14 protein-coding genes are annotated in these 22641 nt (G+C 70.9%); 7 read left to right on the top strand and 7 right to left on the bottom strand.

Annotation, left to right across the window (positions count from 1 at the left end; genetic code table 11):
* Positions 1 to 197 precede the first annotated feature (197 nt).
* A complete protein-coding gene (locus FB471_RS28350) occupies positions 198 to 4712 on the bottom strand; it encodes a serine/threonine-protein kinase (protein WP_170220960.1) in 4515 nt (1504 codons plus the stop codon).
* A 118-nt stretch (positions 4713 to 4830) separates the two neighbouring features.
* Here FB471_RS28350 and FB471_RS28345 point away from each other — a divergent pair, with 118 nt between their 5' ends.
* The 3 genes from FB471_RS28345 to FB471_RS28335 all read left to right on the top strand — a co-directional run bounded on the left by FB471_RS28345 (position 4831) and on the right by FB471_RS28335 (position 8860).
* Positions 4831 to 5958, top strand: a complete 1128-nt coding sequence (locus tag FB471_RS28345) for an acyl-CoA dehydrogenase family protein (RefSeq protein ID WP_142001351.1) — start codon at positions 4831 to 4833, stop codon at positions 5956 to 5958.
* 139 nt (positions 5959 to 6097) lie between these two features.
* Positions 6098 to 6634: a bifunctional nuclease family protein gene (locus FB471_RS28340; protein ID WP_142001350.1), complete on the top strand. Its 537-nt coding sequence runs from the start codon at positions 6098 to 6100 to the stop codon at positions 6632 to 6634.
* A 111-nt stretch (positions 6635 to 6745) separates the two neighbouring features.
* Positions 6746 to 8860: an ATP-binding protein gene (locus FB471_RS28335; protein WP_142001349.1), complete on the top strand. Its 2115-nt coding sequence runs from the start codon at positions 6746 to 6748 to the stop codon at positions 8858 to 8860.
* Positions 8861 to 8872: 12 nt separating this feature from the next.
* Here FB471_RS28335 and FB471_RS28330 read toward each other — a convergent pair whose 3' ends face one another.
* The 5 genes from FB471_RS28330 to FB471_RS28310 all read right to left on the bottom strand — a co-directional run bounded on the left by FB471_RS28330 (position 8873) and on the right by FB471_RS28310 (position 15110).
* Complete coding sequence (locus FB471_RS28330) at positions 8873 to 10534, bottom strand: toll/interleukin-1 receptor domain-containing protein (protein WP_142001348.1); 1662 nt, start codon at positions 10532 to 10534, stop codon at positions 8873 to 8875.
* Between the two features lie 293 nt (positions 10535 to 10827).
* Positions 10828 to 11694, bottom strand: a complete 867-nt coding sequence (locus FB471_RS28325) for a helix-turn-helix domain-containing protein (protein ID WP_142001347.1) — start codon at positions 11692 to 11694, stop codon at positions 10828 to 10830.
* A gap of 268 nt (positions 11695 to 11962) precedes the next feature.
* Positions 11963 to 12139, bottom strand: coding sequence for a DUF397 domain-containing protein (locus FB471_RS28320; RefSeq protein ID WP_246076635.1), 177 nt, complete (start codon positions 12137 to 12139; stop codon positions 11963 to 11965).
* Between the two features lie 235 nt (positions 12140 to 12374).
* On the bottom strand, positions 12375 to 13370 hold the full coding sequence (locus FB471_RS28315; RefSeq protein ID WP_142001345.1) for a 3-oxoacyl-ACP synthase III family protein: 996 nt from the start codon (positions 13368 to 13370) through the stop codon (positions 12375 to 12377).
* A 69-nt stretch (positions 13371 to 13439) separates the two neighbouring features.
* Complete coding sequence (locus FB471_RS28310) at positions 13440 to 15110, bottom strand: FAD-dependent oxidoreductase (RefSeq protein WP_142001344.1); 1671 nt, start codon at positions 15108 to 15110, stop codon at positions 13440 to 13442.
* A 160-nt stretch (positions 15111 to 15270) separates the two neighbouring features.
* Here FB471_RS28310 and FB471_RS28305 point away from each other — a divergent pair, with 160 nt between their 5' ends.
* The 4 genes from FB471_RS28305 (at position 15271) to FB471_RS28285 (ending at position 19724) form a co-directional block, all read left to right on the top strand.
* A complete protein-coding gene (locus FB471_RS28305; protein WP_142001343.1) occupies positions 15271 to 16116 on the top strand; it encodes an acyl-CoA thioesterase in 846 nt (281 codons plus the stop codon).
* Entirely contained in the window at positions 16116 to 17348 is a 1233-nt protein-coding gene (locus FB471_RS28300; RefSeq protein WP_211358165.1) for a cytochrome P450, read from the top strand. Before FB471_RS28305 ends, FB471_RS28300 begins: the two co-directional genes overlap by 1 nt.
* 84 nt (positions 17349 to 17432) lie before the next feature.
* Positions 17433 to 18227 carry a hypothetical protein gene (locus tag FB471_RS28295; protein WP_142001342.1) on the top strand — a complete coding sequence of 265 codons (795 nt, stop codon included), beginning with the start codon at positions 17433 to 17435 and terminating at the stop codon, positions 18225 to 18227.
* Positions 18228 to 18476: 249 nt separating this feature from the next.
* Positions 18477 to 19724: an HNH endonuclease signature motif containing protein gene (locus tag FB471_RS28285; protein ID WP_142001341.1), complete on the top strand. Its 1248-nt coding sequence runs from the start codon at positions 18477 to 18479 to the stop codon at positions 19722 to 19724.
* A gap of 16 nt (positions 19725 to 19740) precedes the next feature.
* On the opposite strand, the gene FB471_RS28280 is transcribed toward FB471_RS28285, so the two are convergent.
* Complete coding sequence (locus FB471_RS28280) at positions 19741 to 22554, bottom strand: AfsR/SARP family transcriptional regulator (RefSeq protein WP_142001340.1); 2814 nt, start codon at positions 22552 to 22554, stop codon at positions 19741 to 19743.
* Positions 22555 to 22641: the final 87 nt, after the last annotated feature.

Raw genomic sequence — 22641 nt, 5'->3', positions numbered from 1 at the left:
CTCGTCGCGGCAGACAATGACCGAGCGGCGGCACGCGCCGGAAGCGGAAGGTTCCGGTCCCGGTGACGCGCGGCGCCGCTTAGGGTCGGCGACCATGAGCGAAAGGCGTCGGGATCGCGAGTGGTCGGAACGGTGTGGAGCGCGCCGCCCGCGGGCGGCCGGTGCCCGCCCCGACGACCCCGCCGGGTGCTCGGTCGTCAGCCGCAGCCCAGCTCGCCGGTGTCCCCGGTGCCCGCTTCGACCAGGTCGTGGCAGATCCGTTCGACGGCACGCTCGGTGTCCACCCGCCACAACGCCACCGCGGCGTCGGTACCCGCCCTCGCCAGTGCCGCTCCGTCCGGGGAGAAGGCCAGGTCGTTGATCTCGAAACCCCGCCCCGACGTGAGCCTGGCGCGCAACGTGCCCTCGGCGAGGTCCCACAGCCAGACGGCCGAATCGTCGGTGGTGGCGGTGGCCAGCGTCTTGCCGTCCGGGGCGAGCGCGAGCGCCCGCACCGCGGAGGGATGCGTGCCGAAGTCACGACGCAGCTCCCCGGTGGACGCGTCCCGGATCTGGATCGTCCCGGTGACCGAGGCCGCGATGATGTTCCGACCGTCCGGGGAGTACACGGCGTCGATGACGTCGTCCTCGATCCGGGCGGAGTCCGGTGGGGCCTCGAGGTTCCCGGTCCGCCAGGTGGTCAGCGTGACCGAGGTGCCGCCCGCCCCGTTCTCGCCGGTGAGGTCGAACGCCGAGCTGCTGCTCACGGCGAGCAGCCGGGCACCGTCCGGGCTGAAGGCGAGCGCCGACGCCGAACCCGCATCGAGCTCGAGCACGGCGAGGGGTTCGCCGCCGGCCAGATCCCAGACATACACGCGTCCACCGCTGCTCGCGCCTTCCGGGTTCTCACTCGCCGCGGCCAGCAGCGACCCGTCCGTCGAGATCGCCAGGTTGCCCCGGAACCGGTGGCCGTCCATGGTCAGTTTCGCCGGCTCGCCCGCGGGCGGCGTGACGGTGAGCACGCCGTCGAGCGCGCCGGTGACCCGTGTGCCGTCCGGGGCGTAGGCGACCCCCATGCCCGGTGCGGTCAGCTCGCCTGCCTCGCCGGCGGCGCGGCCGCTCGGCCAGTCCCAGGTGTGCTCCTCGCCGGCGCCGTCCACGGCCGTGGCGCGCCCGCTGTTCGGATCGAAAGCGACGCCGAGCACCGAGCCACGCGGCGCCTCGTACCAGGGCGTGGTGCGACGCCAGTAGTCGACGCGGCCCTCCTTGCGCGCGGACACCGTGGTGCTCCCGTCGGCGGTGACCGCGAGCGCGGTGATCGTCCTTCCCGCGCTCGTGCCGGTCCCGCGGCCTTGCGCGTACTCACCGAGGCGTTTGCGGTCGATCGGGTCCCAGACGATCACGCGCCCGCCGGTGACCGTCAGCAGCCGCGCGCCGTCGCCGGAGAAGGTGAGGATTCCCGGCCCCCGCGCGGCGTCACCCGCCGCCCGAGTACGGTCCGCGATGTCCCCGGCAGGCCGGCCGCTCGCCAGGTCGTACAACCGGATCCGGTCGTCGTAGGGGCTGGCCGAGGCGAGCAGTTCGTGGGAAAGCGCCACGGCCACCGGCATGCCGTCCTGGCCCGGCCCCGCGGCGTCGCGATGGGCGGTGCCGCGCAGGATCCGTTCGCCCGTGGCGGTGTTCCACAGCTCCACACTGCCGTCGATGCGGCCGGTGGCCAACCGGGACTCGTCGTAGGCCACGGTGTACGCGGTGGCGTCTCCCGCGGCCGGATCGGCCAGCCACCGGCCGCGCTCGCCGGTGCGCGGATCCCACGCGCCGATCCTGCTGGTCCCTTCGACGAGTGCCTGCGCGGCGATACCCGTGCCGTCCGGGTGCCAGGCGATCGGCCCGATGACGTCACCGGCGGACTCGAGTTCGGTGACCAGCCGCCCGCTGGATACGTCCCACACTCGCACACCGGGAGTACCGAACACGGCCACCGCCAGCAGCGAGCCGTCCGGGGAGAACCGCACGGCCTGCACGGTGTCCTCGCCGAGGTCGGCTTCGAGCCCGATCGCACCGCCCGCGGCGGTGTCGCGCACCACGACCGTGTTGCCGCCCGAGTCGCGCGCGCCGGCCACGGCGATCAGCCGCCCTCCTTCGCCTGCGTCCACGGCGGTGACCGGGTCCAGCCCGGTCTCGAAGCCGGCCAGATGGGTGAGACCGTCGGCCGAGAGCAGCGCGCCACGGGCCTCCGCGGTAGGTGCGGCTCGCCACGCCCGCAGCGCGGTCCGCCGCGCGCCCACCGGATCCCATTCCGACAGTGCCCGCGATTCGGCCGCGAGCTGCCGGGAGAGGGCGACCTGCGCCTGGTGGTCGGCCTCGTTGCGTGCGTTCACGGCGATCCCGCCGGCCACGAGCGCGGCGACGAGCAGCGCGGCGAGCCCGGCGACCACGCCGCGCAGCCGCCGGGTGGAGCGCTGCTGCTCCCGCCTGCTCGCGCGGAGGAACTCCCGCTGACCGTCGGTGAGCTCCCGCTGACCGTCGGCCCATTCGAGCGCGGTGGCGAGCCGCGCACCGCGGTACAGGTCACCGCGGTCGCGCTCGCCTTCCCGCCAGTTCGCCACGGCTTCGTCCAGCCGTTGCCGGAGCAGGATGTCCTGCCGCTGCGCCTCCACCCACTCGCGTAGCCGTGGCCACGCGGTCAGCAACGCGTCGTGGGACAGCCGCACGCCCTCGTCGTCCACCCCGACCAGGCGGGCCTCGACCAGATCCGCCAGCGCCTGCTCGTCCAGGTCGTCGCGATCGGCGCGGCGGCGGGCAAGACCGCCGTCGGGCAACACCTTCACCAGGCGCAGCAGTGCCGCCCGCATCGCGGCCGCGCGGTCGGCCTCGAGCCGCTGGTACAGCTGGTCGGCGCTGACCGCGACCGCCCGGTCGACGCCGCCGGTGGCCTGGTACCCGCCGAGCGTCAGCACGGTGCCCGCACGGTTGTGCCAGGTTTCGCGCAGGGCATGCGCCAGTCGCGGCAGCACGCCGTGCTCGACCGGAGAGCCATCGCGTGCCCCGACGTCCCCGATGAGCCGGTCGACGAGGCCGTCCTCGACCTCGAGGCCCGCCTCGCGGGCGGGCAGCGTGATCACCTGCCGCAACTCGGCGGTGCCGAGCGAGCCGATCACGAAGGGGTGGTCCAGCGCGGTCCGCAGCGGCTCCAACCCGATGCAGTCCGGCACGTAGTCGGCGCGCAGGGCCAGCAGTACGGTCGCGGGCCACGCGTGGGCCAGCGCCGTGGCGAACGCGGCCCGCTCGGCCGGATCGGCTCCGTCGGTGAACAGTTGCTCGAACTGGTCGACGACGATCATCAGCCGCGCGCCTTCGCCCGCGCCGTGCTCGACGGCCGGCCTGCAGTGCTCGCCGAAGGACTCGGGGTGCTCACGGGCGCGAGCCGCGAGGGCTGCCGGGTCGGCGCCGGTCACGGCGGCCAGCCGGGTCGCGAGCGTGTCCACCGGCCGCTCCCCCGGAGTCAGGACGACACGGGGCCACTGCGCGCCCGCCTCGTCCAGTGCGGGAAAGAGGCCGGCCCGCAGCAGCGAGGACTTGCCCGCGCCGGAAGCGCCGACCACCACGAGCGGGCCGGAGGTCACCGACTGCCGGGTCAGCCGCACCAGCAGTTCGGTGATCTCGGCGTCCCGCCCGTGAAACCACGCGGCTTCACCGGTGCCGAAGCTGCGCAGCCCGGGGTAGGGGCAGGTCTCGCCGGCACGTACCTGCGGGTTCGCGTCGGGGTCGGCCGTCCCGGCAGGCCCGGCAGGCCCGGCAAGCCCAGCAAGCCACTGCCGCCGCGCGGACACGGCCACGATGGCACGCACGACGGCGTCCTGCGCCTGGTCTCGGGGACCTCCGGGTGCGGTGGGCTCGGCCTCCGCTGCCGGGGACTCCTCGGCCAGTGCGGAGGTCGCGGCGGCGAGCAACTCACCGGCGCTGGCGAACCGTCGCTGCGGATCCTTGTCCATCCCGGTGGCCACGACCATGTCCAGCGCGGGCGGCACGGTGGGGTCGAACACCGACGGTGCCGCCGGGGGGTCGTTGAGCTGCGCCGCCAGTTTCGCGGCGGGGTCGTCGGCGGGGAACGGTACCTTGCCGGTGAGACACTCGTAGAGCACGCACGCCAGCGAGTACACGTCGGCCGTGCCGGTGACATCCTGCCCACGTAGCTGCTCCGGGGCGATGTAGTCGAGGGATCCGACGTAGCTGCCGGTGCGGGTCAGCCGGGTGGCGTCGGCTTCGAGCGGCCGTGCGATGCCGAAGTCGGTGAGGTGGGCGTCCTCGTCGGGGCCGAGCAGGATGTTGGACGGCTTCACGTCCCGGTGCACGATCCCGCCCGCGTGCGCGGTGTCGAGCGCGGCGGCCACCGGGGAGAGGATGCGTACGGTCCGCCGCGGGTCCAGCGGGCCGCCGGCCAGCACCCGGCGCAGATCGGCACCCTCGACCAGGCGCATCGCCAGGTACAACCGGCCGTCACCGTCGCCGGTGTCGTACACCTCCACGATGTGCGGGTCCGCCAGGCGGGAGACCAGCTCGGCCTCGCGTCGCAGCCGGCCGGCATAGTGCTCGTCGGCCGAGGCGGGCAGCAGCTTCAGCGCGACCGGCCGATCCCGCACGGTGTCGACCGCGCGGTACACGTCCCCCATGCCACCCCTGCCGAGCAGGCCTTCGATCCGGTACCGCCCGCCGAGCAGCTCCACGGCCACGCCCAACCTCCATCGTGAATATCGTTCACCTCGTCGGGTGGTCACCATACGGGCCCCCCTCGACGTCGCGGGCGGTGAACCGGATCCGGTTCGGCCGGCGCAAGCCAGAATGGTCTCCATGCTGAACGACCACCCGCTCGGCCCGCCCGCGCACGAGCGAAGCTGGGTAGCCACCGCGACCGAACTCGCCGCGGGCTTCGCGGCGACCGCGGCCGAGCTCGACGACAGCGCCGAACTTCCGACCCGGAACCTGCGTGCCCTGCACGCCAGCGGGCTCGACCTCGCGACACTTCCGACCGAGTACGGCGGGCAGGCGCTGAGCTTCCGCTCGTTCGGTGAGATCGTCCGCGTTCTGAGCGCCGCCTGCCCCTCGACGGCGTGCATCTGGCTGATGCACATCGGGGCGGCCGCCGGGCTGGTGCAGATGTCGGCACCGAGCACGGCAGGTTTCTTCGCCGGGGAGCTACGCGCGGGCAAGCGGTTCGCCAACGCGCTGTCCGAGCCCGGCTGCGGGAACATGTTCCTGATGCCCCTGCAGGCTGCGGAACCGGTGGCAGGCGGCTACCGGCTGACCGGAGCCAAACGATTCGTCTCCGGCTGCGAGATCGCCGACCACTTCCTGGTCAACGCCCTCGTCGAGGGGCGGCCCGCCTTCTTCGGCCTGGCCCCCGATGACACGGTCAGCTACATCCCGATCTGGGACACCATGGGCCTGCGGGCCAGCCGCAGCCAACTCGTCCATCTCGACGGCACCCTGCTTCCCGCGAACCGCCAGTGCCTCCCGCCCACCGAGCCGAAACCCAACCACATCGCGGCCGGTCTGCCGTTCCTCGCGCTGGGCATCGCGGACGCCGCGCTCGCCGCCATGGTCGAACACGCCAGGGCACGCACCATCCCGACGACGGGCGAACCGTTGGCGCGGATGCAATGGCTCCGGTTCGATGCCGCCGACGCCCAGCTGCGGCTGGAATCCGCCACGCTCTACGCGCGGCACACCGGATGGCTCGCCGACCAGGGCTCACCGGAGTTCGCCGCCGCGGCCCTGCGCGCCAAACCGCTGGCCAACGACATCGCGCGGGACATCGCGCAACTCGGTGTCCGGGTGGGCGGGGGCTCCGGGTACCTGCGTAGCTCGCCGATCCAGCGGCACTTCCGGGACGCGCAGGCCCCGGGCCTGATGGCCTACTCGGTGGAGGTCTGCAAGGATCGCGTCGGCGAGGACCTGCTCACCGGTCCGCATAGCTGACATCGCGAATCCTGCCCGCGGTTCCTTCCATGCGTACCCGGTGCCCGGGGACGGCCCTACGCGGTGTGATTTCGGCGGATGCGGGTAACCGTCGACGGGTCGAACGCACAACGGAACGGTGAAAGTGGGGTGAAACCTCGTGGTGCCGGTCGACGTGCACGGGGTGGCGTTGCTGACCGGCGGGGAGTCACCGGTGATGCTGCTGCGGGAATCCACCGGGGAACGGCGCTGGCTGGCCATCTCCGTCGGGAAGCCGGAAGCGCAGGCCGTGCTGTCCGCCAAGGACCGGATCGAGAATATCCGGCCGAGCACCGTCGAACTGATCGGCGACGTGCTGCAAGCGTTTGGCCGCAGGGTCACGCGCGTGGAGGTCACCGAGTTACGGGACAACATCTTTCGTGCCGACCTGGTGCTGGACAAGGACACGCGGGTGTCGGCGCGCCCGAGCGACGCGGTGGCCATCGGCTTACGCGCGCGGGCTCGGATCGAGGTCGCCGAGACGGTGTTCGAACTTGCCGCCGTCGAGTTGGAGGTCACGGAGAACGGGCGGCCCGCGGAGGACGAGCCCGCGGACACGCCGACGCCGGCGGAGCCCGGTTCCGCGGAGGAACAGGTCAGGCGGTTCCGCCACCTCCTCGAGCAGGTCCGCCCCGAGGACTTCGACGAGGAACGGTGACCGGACGGCGCGTGCCCCGACCGTATCCACCCGTCCAGCCGCTGCGCGGGAGGGCCGAAGCGGCGACCATCGAAGGTGGGCCGAGCAGGCGGGAAGCGAGGGGGCCGACGAGTGAACGCGACGGCACGCAACGCCGCCTGGTTCGACAGCGCGGGCACCGTCGTCCAGGCGGGCACCGTGCTCGGCGGGGTGCACCTGCACCAGGACACGTCACGGCCGGCACGGGTGCCCCGGCAGCTCCCGCTCCCACCTCGACGGCTGGTCGGGCGGGAACGCGAGGCTGCGGAGCTGACCGAGGTGTTGGACCGAGGCTCCGCGCAGGAGGAGATGGTGCTCCTCTCGGTCGAGGGCATCGGCGGGGTGGGCAAGTCCGCGCTGGCCCTGTACTGGGCGCATCGCGAGCTCGACCGGTTTCCTGACGGGCAGCTCCACGCCGACCTGAGCGGTTTCGGCCCGTCCGGGGAAGCCGCCTCCCCGCTGTCGGTACTGCACGGCTTCCTCGGGGCACTCGGGGTGGCCCCGGCCGCCTTGCCGGTGACCCTGGACGCGGCGGCGGCGCTGTACCGCAGCGTGCTCGCGGGCAAGCGGGTGCTGGTGGTGCTGGACAACGCCGCCGACACCGACCAGGTCACGCCGTTGCTGCCGGCCGGTCCGGGCTGCGCCGTGCTCGTGACGAGCCGCAACCGCCTTGCCGGGTTGCGGTTGCGCGGGGCGAGCTCGGTGCGGCTGGACGTGCTGTCCCGCGGTGGCGCCCGCGAGTTGCTGACCGCGCGGGTGGGCGCCGATCCGGTGCGCACGGATCCGCGGGCCGTGGACATGCTGCTCGACTGCTGCGCGGGGCTGCCCCTTGCCCTGGCCCTGGTGGCGGCACGCGCGGCAGCCGGATCGGAGCTGCCGCTGTCGGTCGTGGCCGACGAGCTACGGGACACCAGGGAACGCCTGGACGCCTTCGACGCCGGCGACGGTTCTGCCGACCTGCGCGCGGTGCTGTCCTGGTCGTATCGGGCGCTGGGCCAGGACGAGGCAGGCGGGTTCCGGCTGCTCGGCACGGCGCCGGTCGCGGATCTCGGGCTGACCGCCGCCGCGAGCCTGCTCGGCATTCCCGCGAAGCTCGCCGCCCGGCAGCTGCGTGCACTCGAGCGGAAGAACCTGGTGCACCAGCACATGCCACATCGCTTCCGGATGCACGACCTGATCCGGCTGTACGCAGCGGAGTTGGCGGAGACACTCGACCCTGCCGCGGAGCCGGCGGCGGCGAACCGGCGCCTGGTGGACTTCTACCTGCACTCCGCCCATACCGCGGACCGGTTGCTCTACCCGCACCGCACCCCTACCGAGCTCCCCGCATGCACGGCCGGGGTCACCCCGGACCGGCCCGCGGACGAGGCCGGGGCGCTGGCCTGGTTCGCCGTCGAGCACCAGCAGGTGCGGGCGGCGCAGCGGGCCGCGGCCGAGCTGGGCTGGGCGGAGCGGGCCTGGCAGCTGTCCCGCGCTCTCGACACCTACCAGTACCTGCGTGGCAGGTTGGCGGAGAACGTCGAGACCTCGCGAACGGGGGTGGCGGCGGCCGAGCGGATCGGCGATGCCGAGGTGCTGGCGCTGGCACACCGCCAACTCGGCAGGGCGCTCAGCAGGGTGGGCGAGCTGGACGAGGCGTTGCCCGGCCTGGACCTCGCGCTCTCGCTCGCCGCGAGGGCCGGGGATCCGATCGGGCAGGCACACACGCACCACGACCTCGCCCGGCTCCACTCGCTGCGCGGTGATCACGAGCGAGCCGTCCGGCACGCCACCGGGGCGCTGGAGCGGTACCGGGCGGCGGGGAACGCGGTGGGTGAGGCGCATGCGCTGAACGCGCTCGGCCGCCAGCACACCGAACTCGGGGACCACGACCGCGCGTGGCGGGACTGTGCCGCCGCACTGGCCCTGCACGAGGAGCAGGGCAACGCCGGTGGTGCGGCGGTGACCCTGGACAACCTCGGCCTGATCGCCGGGCGGACCGGCCGCCCCGAGGAGGCGGAGCAACGGTACTCCCGGGCGCTGGAGCTGTGCCGCAGGCAGGGCAACGACTTCTTCGAGGCGGAGGTCACCGAGCACCTCGGCACGGTCCGGTTGGACCGTGGCCGCCGCCGGCAGGGCCTCCGTACGCTGCGCCGGGCCGGCGAGCTCTACGCGGCCCAGCACCGTCGCGCGGACGCCGAGCGGGTGGGGCACCTGCTCGAACGTTGAACGCGACCGTGCTCAGTCGTGATGACGCACCTTCCGGACGATGTCCTGCCATTCGGCCTGCCTGCTCCAGCGGTTACCCGCCCGTTCCTCGATCCGCCGTGCCCGCTCCTCGACCGCGCGCAGCCGCTCACGCGGATCGGGAAACAGCCGCTCGACCATCTTGATATCCCCGCGATAGATTCCCTCCGTCTCCGGCGCGAGCCTGATCAGCAGCCAGCGACAGCCGGCAACGGCGTACGGGATGTCGAGCTCGTAGAACAACTTCAGCGCGGTCTCCGCGTCCTTCATGGCGTCCCTTTGCGCGTCGCGACCGTCCTCCTTCAGCTGCAGTCGGGCACGGGCGAGGTAGGCGCAGCCCAGAAGCTCCACATAGGACGCCCCATCGCTCTGGTACCGGCCGAGCGACCTCATCGCCCTGTCCACGAACTCCCGCGCCCTGGTCAGCTCGCCCCGCGCGACGGCGATTTCCGCGCGCAGGATCAGCAGGTCGTGGTACTGCCGGGCGCGATCAGGAGTGAGCAGGCAGACGGCGCGGTCGGCGAGCTTGCTCGCCTGGCGCAGCGCGCCGCGTTGGCCCCGGTGGTGCTTGGTGAACCACACCTGGGCCAGCAGCTTGGTGCAGACCCCGGCCTGGTAGCCGGCCCCCGCCATGGCGGTGAACATCGTGATGGCGGACTCCGCGTTGTCCTCGGCCTTGTCCAGGTGGTAGTCGGCGGCATTGCCGTAGGCGTCCGCGGCGAGGGCGCGATGCAGCGCACCGAGGGACCCCCTGCCGAGGGCGAGCGACCACCGGTCACCGCACCCCTTCGCGAGCTCGACTCCCTCGTGCACGGCCTGCTCCGCCGCGCGCAACTCGTGGCCGCGGTACAGGTGCCAGGCCCTGCCGCGAATCAGGATTCTCGCCTTCAGCTTCTTCTCCTGGTCCGAAAGCGGACCGGCGGAGAAGGCGCTCAGGCAGTGGTCGGAGACCACGCTCATCAGGTTCGCGTCCCCCGCCGACTTGATGATCCGCTCGATCGCGGAAAAGCCACGGACCAGATCCACCGGGCACGGCTCCTCCCGTGCCGCGAAGGACAGCCACTCCCGCACCAGTTCCAGTCCGTCCGTTGTAGATGGAGAGGCGACCTCGAGATCGCGCAGGACCTGGTGCGTGGCACGGGGAGCCACCTGCGGGATGTCGCGGGGCTCGAGTTCGGCGGGCTCGGGCTCCGGCTCGGCACCGCGGAGGTGTCCAAGCCGCAGCAGGCGACGCACGATCACGTCGACCCCGTCGCCGCTCACCGGGTCGAAGCGGGCGATCACCAGGTTCTTCAACACCACGGGAGCGAGATCCGCGGAGAACCCGGGGTCGGCGACCGGAACCACCGGGCAGTGCTCCGGTTCGGTGTGGTCGAAGATCCGGCGCAACAGGATACGGCTCTCGAAGAGCACCCCCTTGCGGTCGGCGGACCCGTCGCCGCGACCGAACCGCCGCACGTAGTCCGGCGACAGTACGCAGATCACCGGGTTCCCGGCGATCCCGTTGACGATCCATTCGGGCAGCGAAGGCGGGTTCTCCGCGGGCAGGTCGCGGTCCCAAAGAACGTCCACACCACGTTGCCGTAGGGCGACGACCAGTGCCTGGCTGATCGCCCTTCCCCAGTCGTCGTGGGCATAGCTGATTGTGACCTTCACTTGAGTTCCTCCAGAAACGGCGAGGTGTGTTGCACCGTCGCCGTACGGGCTTGCGCCGCCGCGGCCGGGTGAGCACGGCCAGGGGACGGTTTCGGCTTCGCGAGGTGCCGCCGCCCGCTCGAAGAGGTGATCATCGACCACTAACCGGGACGGGGGCAGCCACCGGAGGCGTGAGGTCGTATGCTGATGACTGGCAGTACGCTCACGGCCCCGCGGACACGGTGAGTCAGGTGGGCATTGCCGCTCGGGCGGCTTCTGTGGCAGCAGAAGCCGCCCACTTAGTGATTACCTCGTCATTCTTCCTCCAGCCTGGCCAGCGCCCGATCGATCATTCGCGGGGTCTCCTCCGCGGGCAGTGCGGCCTTCTCCAGCCCGAAGAACAGCTTGACGTAGTCGGCGATCTTCTCCGCGCTCGCACTGTCGTCGAACAGGACGTCATGGTCCGGCTGCTCCAAGGACAGCGCGTAGTCGTTCACCTGATCGGAGAGTTCGAGAATGGCGAACGAACTCTGCATTCCGGGTACCACACCGACTTTGAACGGCAGGATTTGAATGTGCACATTCGGCTGGCCGGCCACCGCACGTAGGTGGTCCAGTTGCTCCCGCCATCCGTCGGGCTCGGTGACCCGCCGGTACAGCACCGACTCGTCCAGGATGAAGTAGTGATCCAGTTCCTTGTCGGCCAGCCGCTGCTGCCGGGTCTGCCGCATCACCACCCCCCGCTCGGCCTTCTCACTGTCACCCGACCAGTCCAGTACCAGTGAACGGGTGTACGCGGGTACCTGCAGCAGCCCCGGAACGAGCCGGAACTGGAACTGACGGATGCGGATGGCGGAGGCCTCCAGCCCCAGGAACTTGACGAACTCGGGCGGCGAGGTGCGCCGGTACTGGTCCCACCACGCGGGCTGCTTACTTTCCCGAGCGAGCTCGACATAAGATTCGACCCGGTCCCGGTCCGTGATGCCGTAGTGCAGCAACAAGGCCTTGAGATCGGTGATCGAAAGGCCGACCGAGCCGTTCTCGATGCGGATGAGCTTCGACACCGACCACTCGAGCGCCTCCGCCACATCCTTCTGAGTGAGCTTCAGGGCGTCCCGGGCCTCCCGCAGGGCCGCCAGCAGGCGCCGTTGGCTGCCCAGCGGGGAATGCGCCCTCGTCATGATCCAATACCCTCCCGTCGTCGACGTGGCAATCTGCCACCTAGCAGAAAGGTAGCACGCCTGGTGACTGCCGTCACTTCGTTAGCTGTCGATTGGACGGGTATCAGGCTGCGATCGGGCTCATTGCCCGAACGCAGCCTGCTCGATGCAGAGGGGAAGCTTCCGAAAAGGCTGCTGGAACAGCACGAAATCCCTGGTCAGAACCCAAGGTCGGGTCCCGGCCAGTGGAGCGGGGCGCCGCCGGAGTCGGCCCGGCTGTGGCCCGGTATCAGTCCGGTAACTCCTGCCGGGTGCAGGTGTCCAGGAAGGCCGACCAGGCGTTCCGGGCGAAGGCCAGCCGGGGCCCCGGGCATTTCGAGTCCCGCACCAGCACGCGGCCAGGCAGGCGCGCGACCTCGACGCATTCTCCTGCGTCCCCGCCCTTGTCGCTCGCCGAACTGCGCACCCACCTGAGCCCCGCCGGCTCGGTGCGAAGCGGGTGTCGCCTGTGCCGCTGAGCCACCTGTGCCCCCGATCGTCAACGGTCGGGTGTCCGACCTCTCACCGTGAAACCGGCCCGCGTCCGACCCCGTCCCAGCAGGCCGTCTTTCAGGTTAGGTGCGCGGCATGGCCGGTAACACCGCCGAGAGAAGGATCGGCTACGGGGCGGTAGGAACCGACCGCCCCGGCGCCGCGGCCGCTCACAGTTCGACGGCCGCGGCTCCGCAGGAGAACCCGAGGCCGAACGCGATCAGCAGCACCTTGGTGCCGGTAGGTAGCCTGCCCTCCGCGCGGGCCAGCGACAGGTTCACCAGCAGGCTTGCCGGTCCCAGGTTGCCCAGCCAGCGCACCGGCATCGGCACGATGTCCGCGTCCAGCCCCAGCGCCCGGATGCCGATCTCCAGCATCTTGGTGTTCGGCTGGTGCGCCAGGACGAGATCGACGTCCTCGAGGGTCCACCCTGCCTCGTCGAGGACGGGCTTGAGGACCTGCGGCAAGGTCCGGATGGCGACCTTGGCGAGCCGCTGACCGTCCATTGTGTAGTAACTGACGTCCAGTGAGGCGTGCGTGTCCCGCTGCGTGGTACCGAGCACGAGAGCCTCTCCCAGGCCGGCGTGCTGCGGGTGCGTCTCCCAGTACAGGCTGTGTACCAGGAGGTTCGGGTCACCCTCCGCCTCGGACTCCAGGATGATCGTGCCCGCGCCCGCGCCGAAGAGTCCGACCGTGTCCGGGTCTCGCGGATCGATCAGCGAGAGGAAGTCGGCCGCGGTGGACAGGATCACCCGCCGGCACCGGCGGGCCTGCAACATCAACAGGGCCAGCTCGAGCGCCGCGATCGGCTCCGCGCACATCCCGTCGATACCCACCACCCTGAGCTCGGCGCAGCCGAGCCGGCCGGCGAGGAGCTGCGCGGCGGGCGGAGCGACGGATACCGGACCGACCTGCGTGTGCATCAGCACGGTTTCCTGACCGATCTCGGTCAGCGAGAGTGCTCCGTCCTGGCAGGCGTTGCGGATGGCCGCACCGGCGAAGCCGAGCACATCCTCGCCGGGGCCGGCAACGCGGCGCTCCACGATTCCGGTCCGGTCGGTGAGCCATCCCGGGCCGAGGCCGAGCGAACTCGCCACCTCGGCGTTGTCGAGCACGGCGGAGCCGACGGCATGGCCGACGCCTCGAAGGCCGACGTGAGCTTTCACGACATCCCCCTTAATGGGAGCGGGTCACTCTAGAGGATGCCCGAATCTATACCAGGGCCGCGGCTCCCGTCAGGACGTGTCGCCATCAGGGCGCAGCAACCGGAGCAGTACCCGCTCCAGCACCCGCTCAGGGGACCCGGCCGCGCCCCCGTCCCGTTCCCGCCAGGCGACGAACCCGTCCGGCCGCAGAAGTACCGCTCCCCCTTCGCCGATCCGGAAGGTGTCCGGCCAGCGCCCTTCGATATCCCGCAGGTCGCCGCCCTGCCCGATCCGGTAGCAGTCCAGCGGCACGCCGAGCCGCTCGCGCAGCCGTCGCGCCGCCTGCTGCCACGCCTCGCCGGGAACGCCGGTGAGCAGGACGAACGCGGAACGACACAGGTCCGTCGTCGATACCCGGGAGGTGCCGTCATCGAACCAGACGTGCGGCGCACGGACACCGGGGCCGCCGGTCGGCTCCCGCGGATCCGTCAGCTCCGCGGTGACGTCCTCGACATCCCGCCCCGCCCGCGTGGGCCGGGTGTCCTGTTCGGCCAGTACGGCCGCGGAGCGGTAGCCGTACCCGAACATCAGGGCCAGATCGTCCGCCAACCGGACCGGCGCGGCCTCGGTTCCGGGGTTGGGGCCCGCGGCGAACCAGCTACGCCATCTGGCGACGGTCTCGTGCATGGTGAGCTCGGCGACCGGTCGCCGCTCGGCCTGGTAGCTGTCCAGCAGGACCTCGTCGGCGACACCGTTGAGCACGAAGGCGAGTTTCCAGGCCAGGTTGTGGCTCTCCTGGATGCCGGTGTTCGCGCCGTAGGCGCCGGCGGGCGGCATGATGTGCGCGGAGTCACCGACGAGGAAGACCCGTCCCTGCCGGTAACGGTGGGCGACTCCGGCGGCCAGGTCCCACGGGCTCACCATCTCCACCGAGACCCGCAGGTCCGGGATCCCGACGGCGGCCCTGATCAGTTCGACGCACCGCTCCGGCGTGAAGTCCTCCGGGCCCTCACCCTTGCCCGGATCGTAACTGACAGTGAGCGCGGCCTGGTCGCCGGTGGTGACCCGCAGTGCGCCGGTCACCTCGGCGTTGCGGACCATGCACAGCACGATTCCCCGCCCGCGCCGGGCCTGGCTCAGATCGGCGCGGAACCAGATGCTCACCCTGCGGTCGAGCACGCCGACCCCGGCGTGCTCGATTCCGAGCAACCGCCGGATCTCGCTCTTCGTCCCCTCGGCGTCCACCAGGTAGTCGGCGCGAACGGTACGGCGAGCCTCGCTCTCCCTGTCCTCGATCACCGCGGTGACCCCGTCCGGATCCGGTTCGAAGGAGACCATCCTGGTCCCGAACCGGAGGTCCCCGCCGAGCCGCTCGGCATGCGTGCGCAGCACCGGTTCCAGCCGATCCTGCCTGCAGACCGCCCAGCCGGCGGGACTCACCTCGGCGAAGGCACTCAGATCGGCCTTGAACTCCGGGGGATCCAGCCAACCGATCTCCTCGCCCGCCAGTGTCTCCACCCACAGAATGCCGGTTCGTTCGACGGGCCAGTCATCCGCGTCCCGGATCGCGTCCTCGATCCCGCACGAGCGGAACAACTCCATGGTGCGCGGGTTGTAGCCAGGGGTGCGGGCGTGGTTCGCGGTACCGAAATGCCGCTCCACCAGCAACGGGCGCACCCCGTGCTGCCCCAGGAACAGGGCCGTGGAAAGGCCCACGAGCCCGCCACCGGCGATCAGGACCGGTGTCCTCTCGTCGTACATGCACGTCTCCGTAACCGGCACGCCATCGTGAGGCGAACAAGGTAAGAATCGAATGAGTCGCCCTCGACTTTCGACCCCCCGCCTTGCACAGCGCTGACATTCGCCGGAAACGAGGCCCGCCGCGCTTGCCCGGGTATGCCGACTCAGTTAGGAAGGGGCCATGGGAAACCTGGGTTCCGATACCGCCGTCGAGCCGACCGGACAGGACCGCTACCGAGCCGTCCTGTCACCCGACTGGGCCATGTGGGGTCCGAACGGCGGCTACCTCGCGGCCATCGCGCTGCGCGCAGCCGGAGCGGCCACGACGCTGGCCCGGCCGGCCAGCGTGACCTGTAGCTTCCTCGGCACCGCGACGTTCGACCCGGTGGAACTGCGGGTGACCCGGCTCCGCAGTGGACGGCGGGCGGAGGCGCTGCGGGTCGGCATGTTCCAGGACGATCGGCCGATCGTGGAGGCCTCCGTCTGGACGGTGGCCGCGAACCTGGACGGGCCCGAACGGCAGTGGCGGGACGCGCCGGAGGTCCCACCGCCTGCCGAACTGCCGACGATGGCCGAACGCGTGGCCGCGGCGGGTGGGAAGCCGATTCCACTGTGGCGAAACTACGAGATCCGTCCGGTCGGCGAACCACCGATCGGCCCGGACCGGCCCGCGGGTGAGCCGAACGGCAAGGCATGGGTACGATTCATTCCGCAGGCGGCCTTCCCCGAGGACCCGTGGCTGGAAGCGTGCCGGGCCGTGATCGCCATGGACATCATCGGATTTCCTTCCGTGGCACAAGGTTTCCCGGCCGAAGAGTTGACGTTCATCGCTCCGACACTGGATCTGCAGCTGACGTTTCACGGCGCGACACCGACCGGCGACTGGCTGCTGATCGACTCCGAGGGACTGCGAACCGGCGCCGGCCTGGCCGGGGCACGGGCCCAGGTCTGGTCTCCGGAGGCGGGCATGGTCGCCAGCGGTGGGCAGCAGATGATAATGACGGTGCCCAGGCAGGAGGGTCGTTGATGCCGGCCGCTGATCCGGTGGACGTCGGCCCGCAGGAGGCCGTCGGCGCGTTGCTGAGCACCACCGGCCGCACGAATCCCTACCCCTACTACGACGTCCTGCGGACCCAGGCACCAGTCCTCCCGTTCGGGAACTTCGTCATTCTCAGCCGGTACGCCGACTGCGACCGGGTGTTGCGCGACCCGATCTTCGAGGTGGAACACGAGGGTTACCTCGACCTGAGCTTCCCCGGCTGGCGCGAGCACTCCTCGGTCGCGCTGCTGCGGGAGTCGATGCTGTTCGCCCCGTCGTCCGCGCACGAACGTCTCCGCAAGTTGGCCGGCCACGCGTTCACCCAGCGCCGGATCGCCGAGCTCCGGGACACGGTGACCGAACTGGCCACCGCCGCGGCGGGGCGGCTGGCCGAGCTCGGGGCCGGCGGCGCACCGGTCGATTTCATGGCCGAGTTCGCGGTTCGGTTGCCGGTGGCGGTCGCCGGCGAGTTGCTCGGTGTTCCCGCCGACGATCGTGCCTGGCTGCGTACGCAGGTCACGAAGCTTTCGGTCGCGCTGGAGGCGATGCCGAACGAGGACGAGATCATGGTCGCCGACGGCGCGGCGGACCAACTCCGCGACTACCTCGCGGAGCAGGTGGCGCAGCGTCGCCGATCGCCCCGATCGGACCTGATCAGCGCGCTGGTCGACGGTTCGACCGAGCGCGAGCTGTCCGGGCGGGAACTGACCGCCAACCTCGTGCTGCTGCTGGCCGCGGGGTTCGAGACCACCAGCAACCTGCTCGGCAACGGCCTCGCCGCGTTGCTGGCGCATCCGGACGCCATGGCCGCCCTGCGCGACCAACCCGAACTCGCCCCCAGCTACGTCGAGGAGATGCTGCGTTACGACACGCCGGTGCACGTGACCTCGCGCTGGGCCGAGGCGGACACCGAGATCTCCGGGGTGGAAATCGCCCGGCACCGGGAGGCCATTCTGCTGCTCGGCTCGGCCTGCCGGGATCCCGACCGGTTCGAGGCACCCGACCGATTCCTCCCGGAACGTCCGGGGAACCAACCGTTGAGCTTCGGCGCGGGCCCGCATTTCTGCCTCGGCGCGGCGCTCGCCCGGATACAGGCACAGGTGGCATTTCCGGTGCTGCTGAACCGGTTCCCCGGTCTGGCCACGGCCGCGGAACCGGTCCGCAGGGATCGGCTGACCATGAACGGATACGCCGAACTGCCGATCGGGACAACCGGTTAGTGCCCGAACTGGCGTGACCCGGTTCGCCGCGGCAGGAACCGGGCGGCCCGTGTGGCCGTCCGAGATGGCGAATGGGAGGTCGCGATGGCACGAGGTACGCGCGGGGCACGCCGGGGACTCGGCCGGCAGCCCGCTTCCGTCGACTGGCGGGAGCGGATGGCACTGCGCGGAGGTCCGGTCAACCATGCGTTGGCGCGTGCTGGCTGGGCGATACTCGGGATGCTCGGCGCGATCCTCGGCGTGGGCCTGGCATCGTGGTTGATGGCGACCCCGACCGGTTCGCTCGCCGACAACTCCGCGGTCGCCAATTTCGTCGCGGGACTCATCCTGTTCGTACCCGCCGGAGCCGTCTTCGGCTGCCTTACCGGGGTACTCGCTCAATTCGTCGCGAGGTCCTGGCTACGCACACCGACCGAAGCGGAGCGGCGTCTCGCCCGCGAGACCCAGGCGGACCAGGCGGACACCGCCCGGTTCGCCGGGCACGGCCTTCACCCGTCCGGACGCTGGGCACGCTCGTTCGAGACCTGCGCGAACTCGGTCGCGGCGTACCATTCGATCGTCGCCGCGACCCCCGAAGGCGCGGGCCGGGACTGGTTCGCCCGCATCGGCGAAACCCTGGACGGTGAACTGACCGAGGCGCTACGGCTGGCGAAACTCGGTGAGAGCCTTGAATCCGGCGTACCCTCCGGACCCGGTCAGACCGCGTGGCAGGTGTCGGAGCTGCTTCGTGCCGCGGAAACCGCATTCGCGGAGACCACCGAACGTGCCGCGGCAATCGCACTCAACCTGCGCGCCGAATCCGACTTCACGCACATTCGTGCTCAGCTCGACATGCTCGCCGGACAAGCACCCCGCCTCCGCGCATACCGCATCGGCTGAGGACCGTCGTCGCCGCCCCGGCGGGTGAACGCGAGCGCTGGCTCGCGGTCGCCGGCCGCACCACGGTGGAACCCGACGAAGCACACGACCTGTGCTCCCGCCCAGCAGCTCGCTGCTGGGACCTGGACGACCCTGCCCGCACCGGCGAACTCGCCGGAATGCTGGCCGAGGACCAGGAAAGCGCGCTATCCCCGACAATCACCCGATCGCGACTCGAACATACGGTCGAGTATACCGTATGGTGAGTCTGTGAGCAGGACTTTCGGCATCGACACCTCCCGCATGGGCGAGGAGGAACTACTGGCCGCGCTGGGCGAGATCGAACAGCGGCGGCGGGCCGACTATGCCCGGGAGCTGGCGGTCCTGGCCGAACTGGACGGCCGCAACACCGCCGCACGGAAGGGCTACCGCGATGTGGCCGCGCTGGCCCGGGAGGTGCTGCGGATCAACCCGCACGACGCCCGGCAACGCGTCGCGCACGCCCAAGCGGTGGTAGTGCGGTACGGCCCGACCGGGGTGCCGCTGGAGCCGGAGCTGCCCGAGGTGGGACAGGTTGCGGCCGACGGTGCGATCGGGCCCGAACACATCGAGAGCATCCGGGCCACCGTGGCCAGGTTCCCACAACCGGTGAGCCTGCCTGATCGGGAACATGCCGAGGCCTTGTTGACCAAGGCGGCGCGGGAGCACGAGCCGCACACGGTGACCGCGCTGGGGCGGGAGATCGTGGCCCGGCTGGACCAGGACGGCAACCCACCCACCGAAGACCAACTGGCCCGGCCGGAGCGGTTCCTGGACTGGCGCACAACCCGGGGCGGACGCCTGCACGGCACCTTCGACCTCGACACCGAAACCGCGGCCCTGTTGACCGGCCTGATCGAGCCCCGGGCGAGACCGCACAGCACGACCGAGGAACCCGACCGGCGCAACAAGTACCAACGCCAAGGGGACGCGTTCGCCGAAGTCCTACGAGTGGCAGCCGGGTGCCCGGAGGAGGGGCCCACCGAGGCCGGGGAACCGTTCACGGTGATGGTGTCGGTGACCCTGGAGGATCTGAAGCACGGCACCGGGTACGGGCTGCTGCACGGGCAGGAGTCCTACTCGGCGGCGCAGATCCGCAGGATGGCCTGCGACTCCTACGTCGTGCCCGCGGTGCTGGGCAGCAGGGGCGAGATCCTGGACATCGGGCAGAAACGCCGCACCGTCCCCCTCGCCATCCGCAGGGCGCTGATTCTCCGGGACAAGGGTTGCAGCTTTCCAGGGTGCCGGAGAAAACCGAAGCAATGCGACGCGCATCACGTGCTGGAATGGGCGAACGGGGGACCAACAGCTCTCCACAACCTCGCCCTGCTCTGCTGGTTCCACCACAATCTGGTTCATCACACCGAATGGCAGGTCCGGATGCGGAACGGGTTACCGGAGTTCCTTCCACCCTCGTTTTTGGATCCGGAACGAAGACCCAGGCGCAACCTCCTACACCGGCAGGGAACGGCGGCATAAAACCATGCCGAACCGGTCACGGGGCCTCGGGGTCCTCGAGTTCCTGTAGCTGGGCACCGACCGTGGCCGCTCGTGGGTGACGCTGCTCGGTGAAGATCGCGAGCGCCTGACGCCAGGAGTCGCCCGCCTCGGCGGGCCGCCCCGCTCGAGACAGCGCGTGGCCGAGGTTGTCCAGGGTCTCCCCCTCACCCCACCTGTCGCCGACCGCACGCCGGATGGCCAGTGCCTCTCGGTAGTACTCGATAGCCTCGTCGAACCGCTCGTCCGCCCGGCAGATCTCGCCGATGCTGTTCAACGTGATGGCCTCGCCGAGGCGCAGGCCGACCTCACGCCACAGGGTCAGGGCGGACCGGCAGTAGCCGAGGGCGTCGTCTCGCCTACCGAGCAACCGGGAAACCTGACCGAGCAACATCAGGTCGGCGGCTTCTCCCCACCGGTCACCGACCTCGCGCCGGATGTCCAGGGCCTGCTGGCAGCATTCCAGCGCCTCGGACAGCCACCCCACGCGATGGTATGCCTCGCCCAGATTGTGCAGATTGGCGCTCTCGCCCCGCCGATCCCCGATGTCGCCGGAGATCCCGCGCGCCTTGCGACAGTTCTCGATCGCCTCGTCATAACGACGTAGCTCCCGCAGCGCACTGCCCAGGCCGTTGCGCATCCACGCCTCGGCGTACCTGTCGCCCTGCCGCTGGGCGGCGGCGAGACCGAGTTCGTGGGTGGTCAGCCAGTCCGTCAGGTGCCTGCGGAAAAAGAAGAAGTACCAGAGCGCGGCCGGCAACTGCCAGGCAATGGTGTTGCGGCCGGAGTCGGCGGCACACCGCACGGCCGCGACCAGGTTCGCCCGCTCCCGCTCGCACCAGGCCAGCGCCTGCTCGTATCCGGGGAACTCCAACGGTGGCAGGGCCGATTTCGGTGGCTCGAGCTGGAAGATCCGCTGCGCATGCCGGTTCAGCACGCCGGTCGCTCGGTAGGCGGTCTGCAGGTACCAGTCGAGCAGGCGATCCAGTGCCGCCTCGACCGCGTCGTCACCGCTGAGCTCGTCGAGGGCGACCCGCTCCACCGCGTAATGCCGGAGCAGATCGTGGAACCGGTACCGGCCGGGGGCGGACGGCTCGATGAGGTGGGCGACGGCCAGCCGTTCCAGGCCACGGACCGCGTGCTCATGCGGCTGGTCGACCAACACGGCGACGGCCTCGGAGCTGAAGTCCGGGCCGGGAATCCGGCCGAGCATGCCGAACAGTCGCTGGCTGGCCGGGTCGAGCCGGGCGTAGGAATGCTCGAAGGCGGTGCCGACGGCCAGCTCCGGATCCCCCGGAATCTCCAGCTGGCGCAGCGGGTTGCCCTCGGCCAGTTCGGCGGCCGCGCTGGTCAGCCGCAGCCACGGCCGGGCCGAGATGTTCGCCGCCACGATCCGCAGCGCCAGCGGCAGCCGCCCGCACAGCCCGGTGACCGAGCCGGCCGCCTCGGGTTCGTCGCCGACCCGCTGCTCCCCGACCATGCGGGAGAGCAGGCCGATCGCCTCCTTCGAGGTGAGCGCGTCCAGAACCAGACTGTGTGCGTCGTGCATGACGGAAAGCCCACGCAGGTCGTTCCGGCTGGTCACGACAACGAGGCAGTCCGGCGTACCGGGGAGCAGCGGGCGGACCTGATCCACCGAGGAGACGTTGTCCAGCACGATCAGTACTCGCTTGCCGGACAGCAGGGAGCGATACAACGCGGCCTGCTCGTCCAGGTCGACCGGAACCTGCGGCGGCGGGATTCCCAGCGCGCGGAGGAACCGGGCCAGCACCTCGGTCGGCGCCATCGGCGCATCCGAGGTGTAGCCACGGAAGTCCACGAAGAGCTCACCATCGGGGAACCGCTCGCGGACCCGGTGCGCCCAGTGCACGGCGAGCGCGGTCTTGCCCATTCCGGCGGCGCCGGCGATGACCATGATCCCCATCGAGTTCACGGCCTGACGCGCCAGCAGCGACTCCAGCCTGGTCAGCTCGCTCTCCCTGCCGACGAACCGGGGCACATCGGCCGGTAGCTGCCGGGGCAGGTGTGTGGCGGCGGCCGCCCCGGACGAGGACCCGCTGGTCAACGTCGGGTCCCGGGTGAGGATCTGCTGGTGCAGCATCTGCAGGTCGGAGCCCGGCTCGATGCCGAGCTCACTGACCAGCACCTCCCGAGCCTCACGGAACGCTTCCAGCGCCTCCGCCTGGCGGCCGGACCGGTAGAGCGCGAGCATCAGCAGGCCGTACAAGCGCTCCCGGAGCGGGTTGGCGGTGAGCAGGTTGCGTATCTCGGCGATCAGGTCGGCGGCCTCGCCGAGGGCCAGCCGAGCCTCGAACAGCCATTCCTGCGCGTCCAGCCGTTCGTCGTTCAGCGCGGCCGCCAGCGAGATCGCGAACGGCCGCTGCACGGTCGACAACGCGGGTCCTCGCCAGGTACGCAACGCCGCCTCGAAAGCCCCCTTCGCCTGCTCGACATTACCTTCTGTAGTCGCCGCCCTGCCTTCCTGCACGCGCCGCCGGAAGATCTCCAGGTCAAGTTCGCCCGGTTCCACCCGCAAGGAATAACCGGTGGAATGCGTTACTATCCGTAACTGACGGTCCGGTTCCTCCGCCGTCAACATGCGGCGCAGCCTGGACACCGACACGTGCACCGTGTTGGCCGTGCCGCCGTTCGGGTCGTCACCCCACACCAGCTCCAGCAGCCGCTCGACGGACACCACCCGGTTCGGCTCGCTGAGCAACGCCGCCAGCAACGCGGTGGTCTTCGCGCCCCGCACCCGCAGGCGGCCGCCGGGACCCTCGACCTCGACCGGGCCCAGAATTCGGAAATCCACCGGTGAACCTCCGCGACGGGCGAGCTGCCGGGCATGACGGGGACGGCGCTTTCGCAGCGATTATCGCATACAGTGACGGTGGCGTTC

The sequence above is a fragment of the Amycolatopsis cihanbeyliensis genome (assembly GCF_006715045.1).
Taxonomy (GTDB): Bacteria; Actinomycetota; Actinomycetes; order Mycobacteriales; family Pseudonocardiaceae; genus Amycolatopsis; species Amycolatopsis cihanbeyliensis.
Note: the sequence above shows the minus strand (reverse complement) of the source record. Positions and strands in the feature narration are given on the sequence as shown.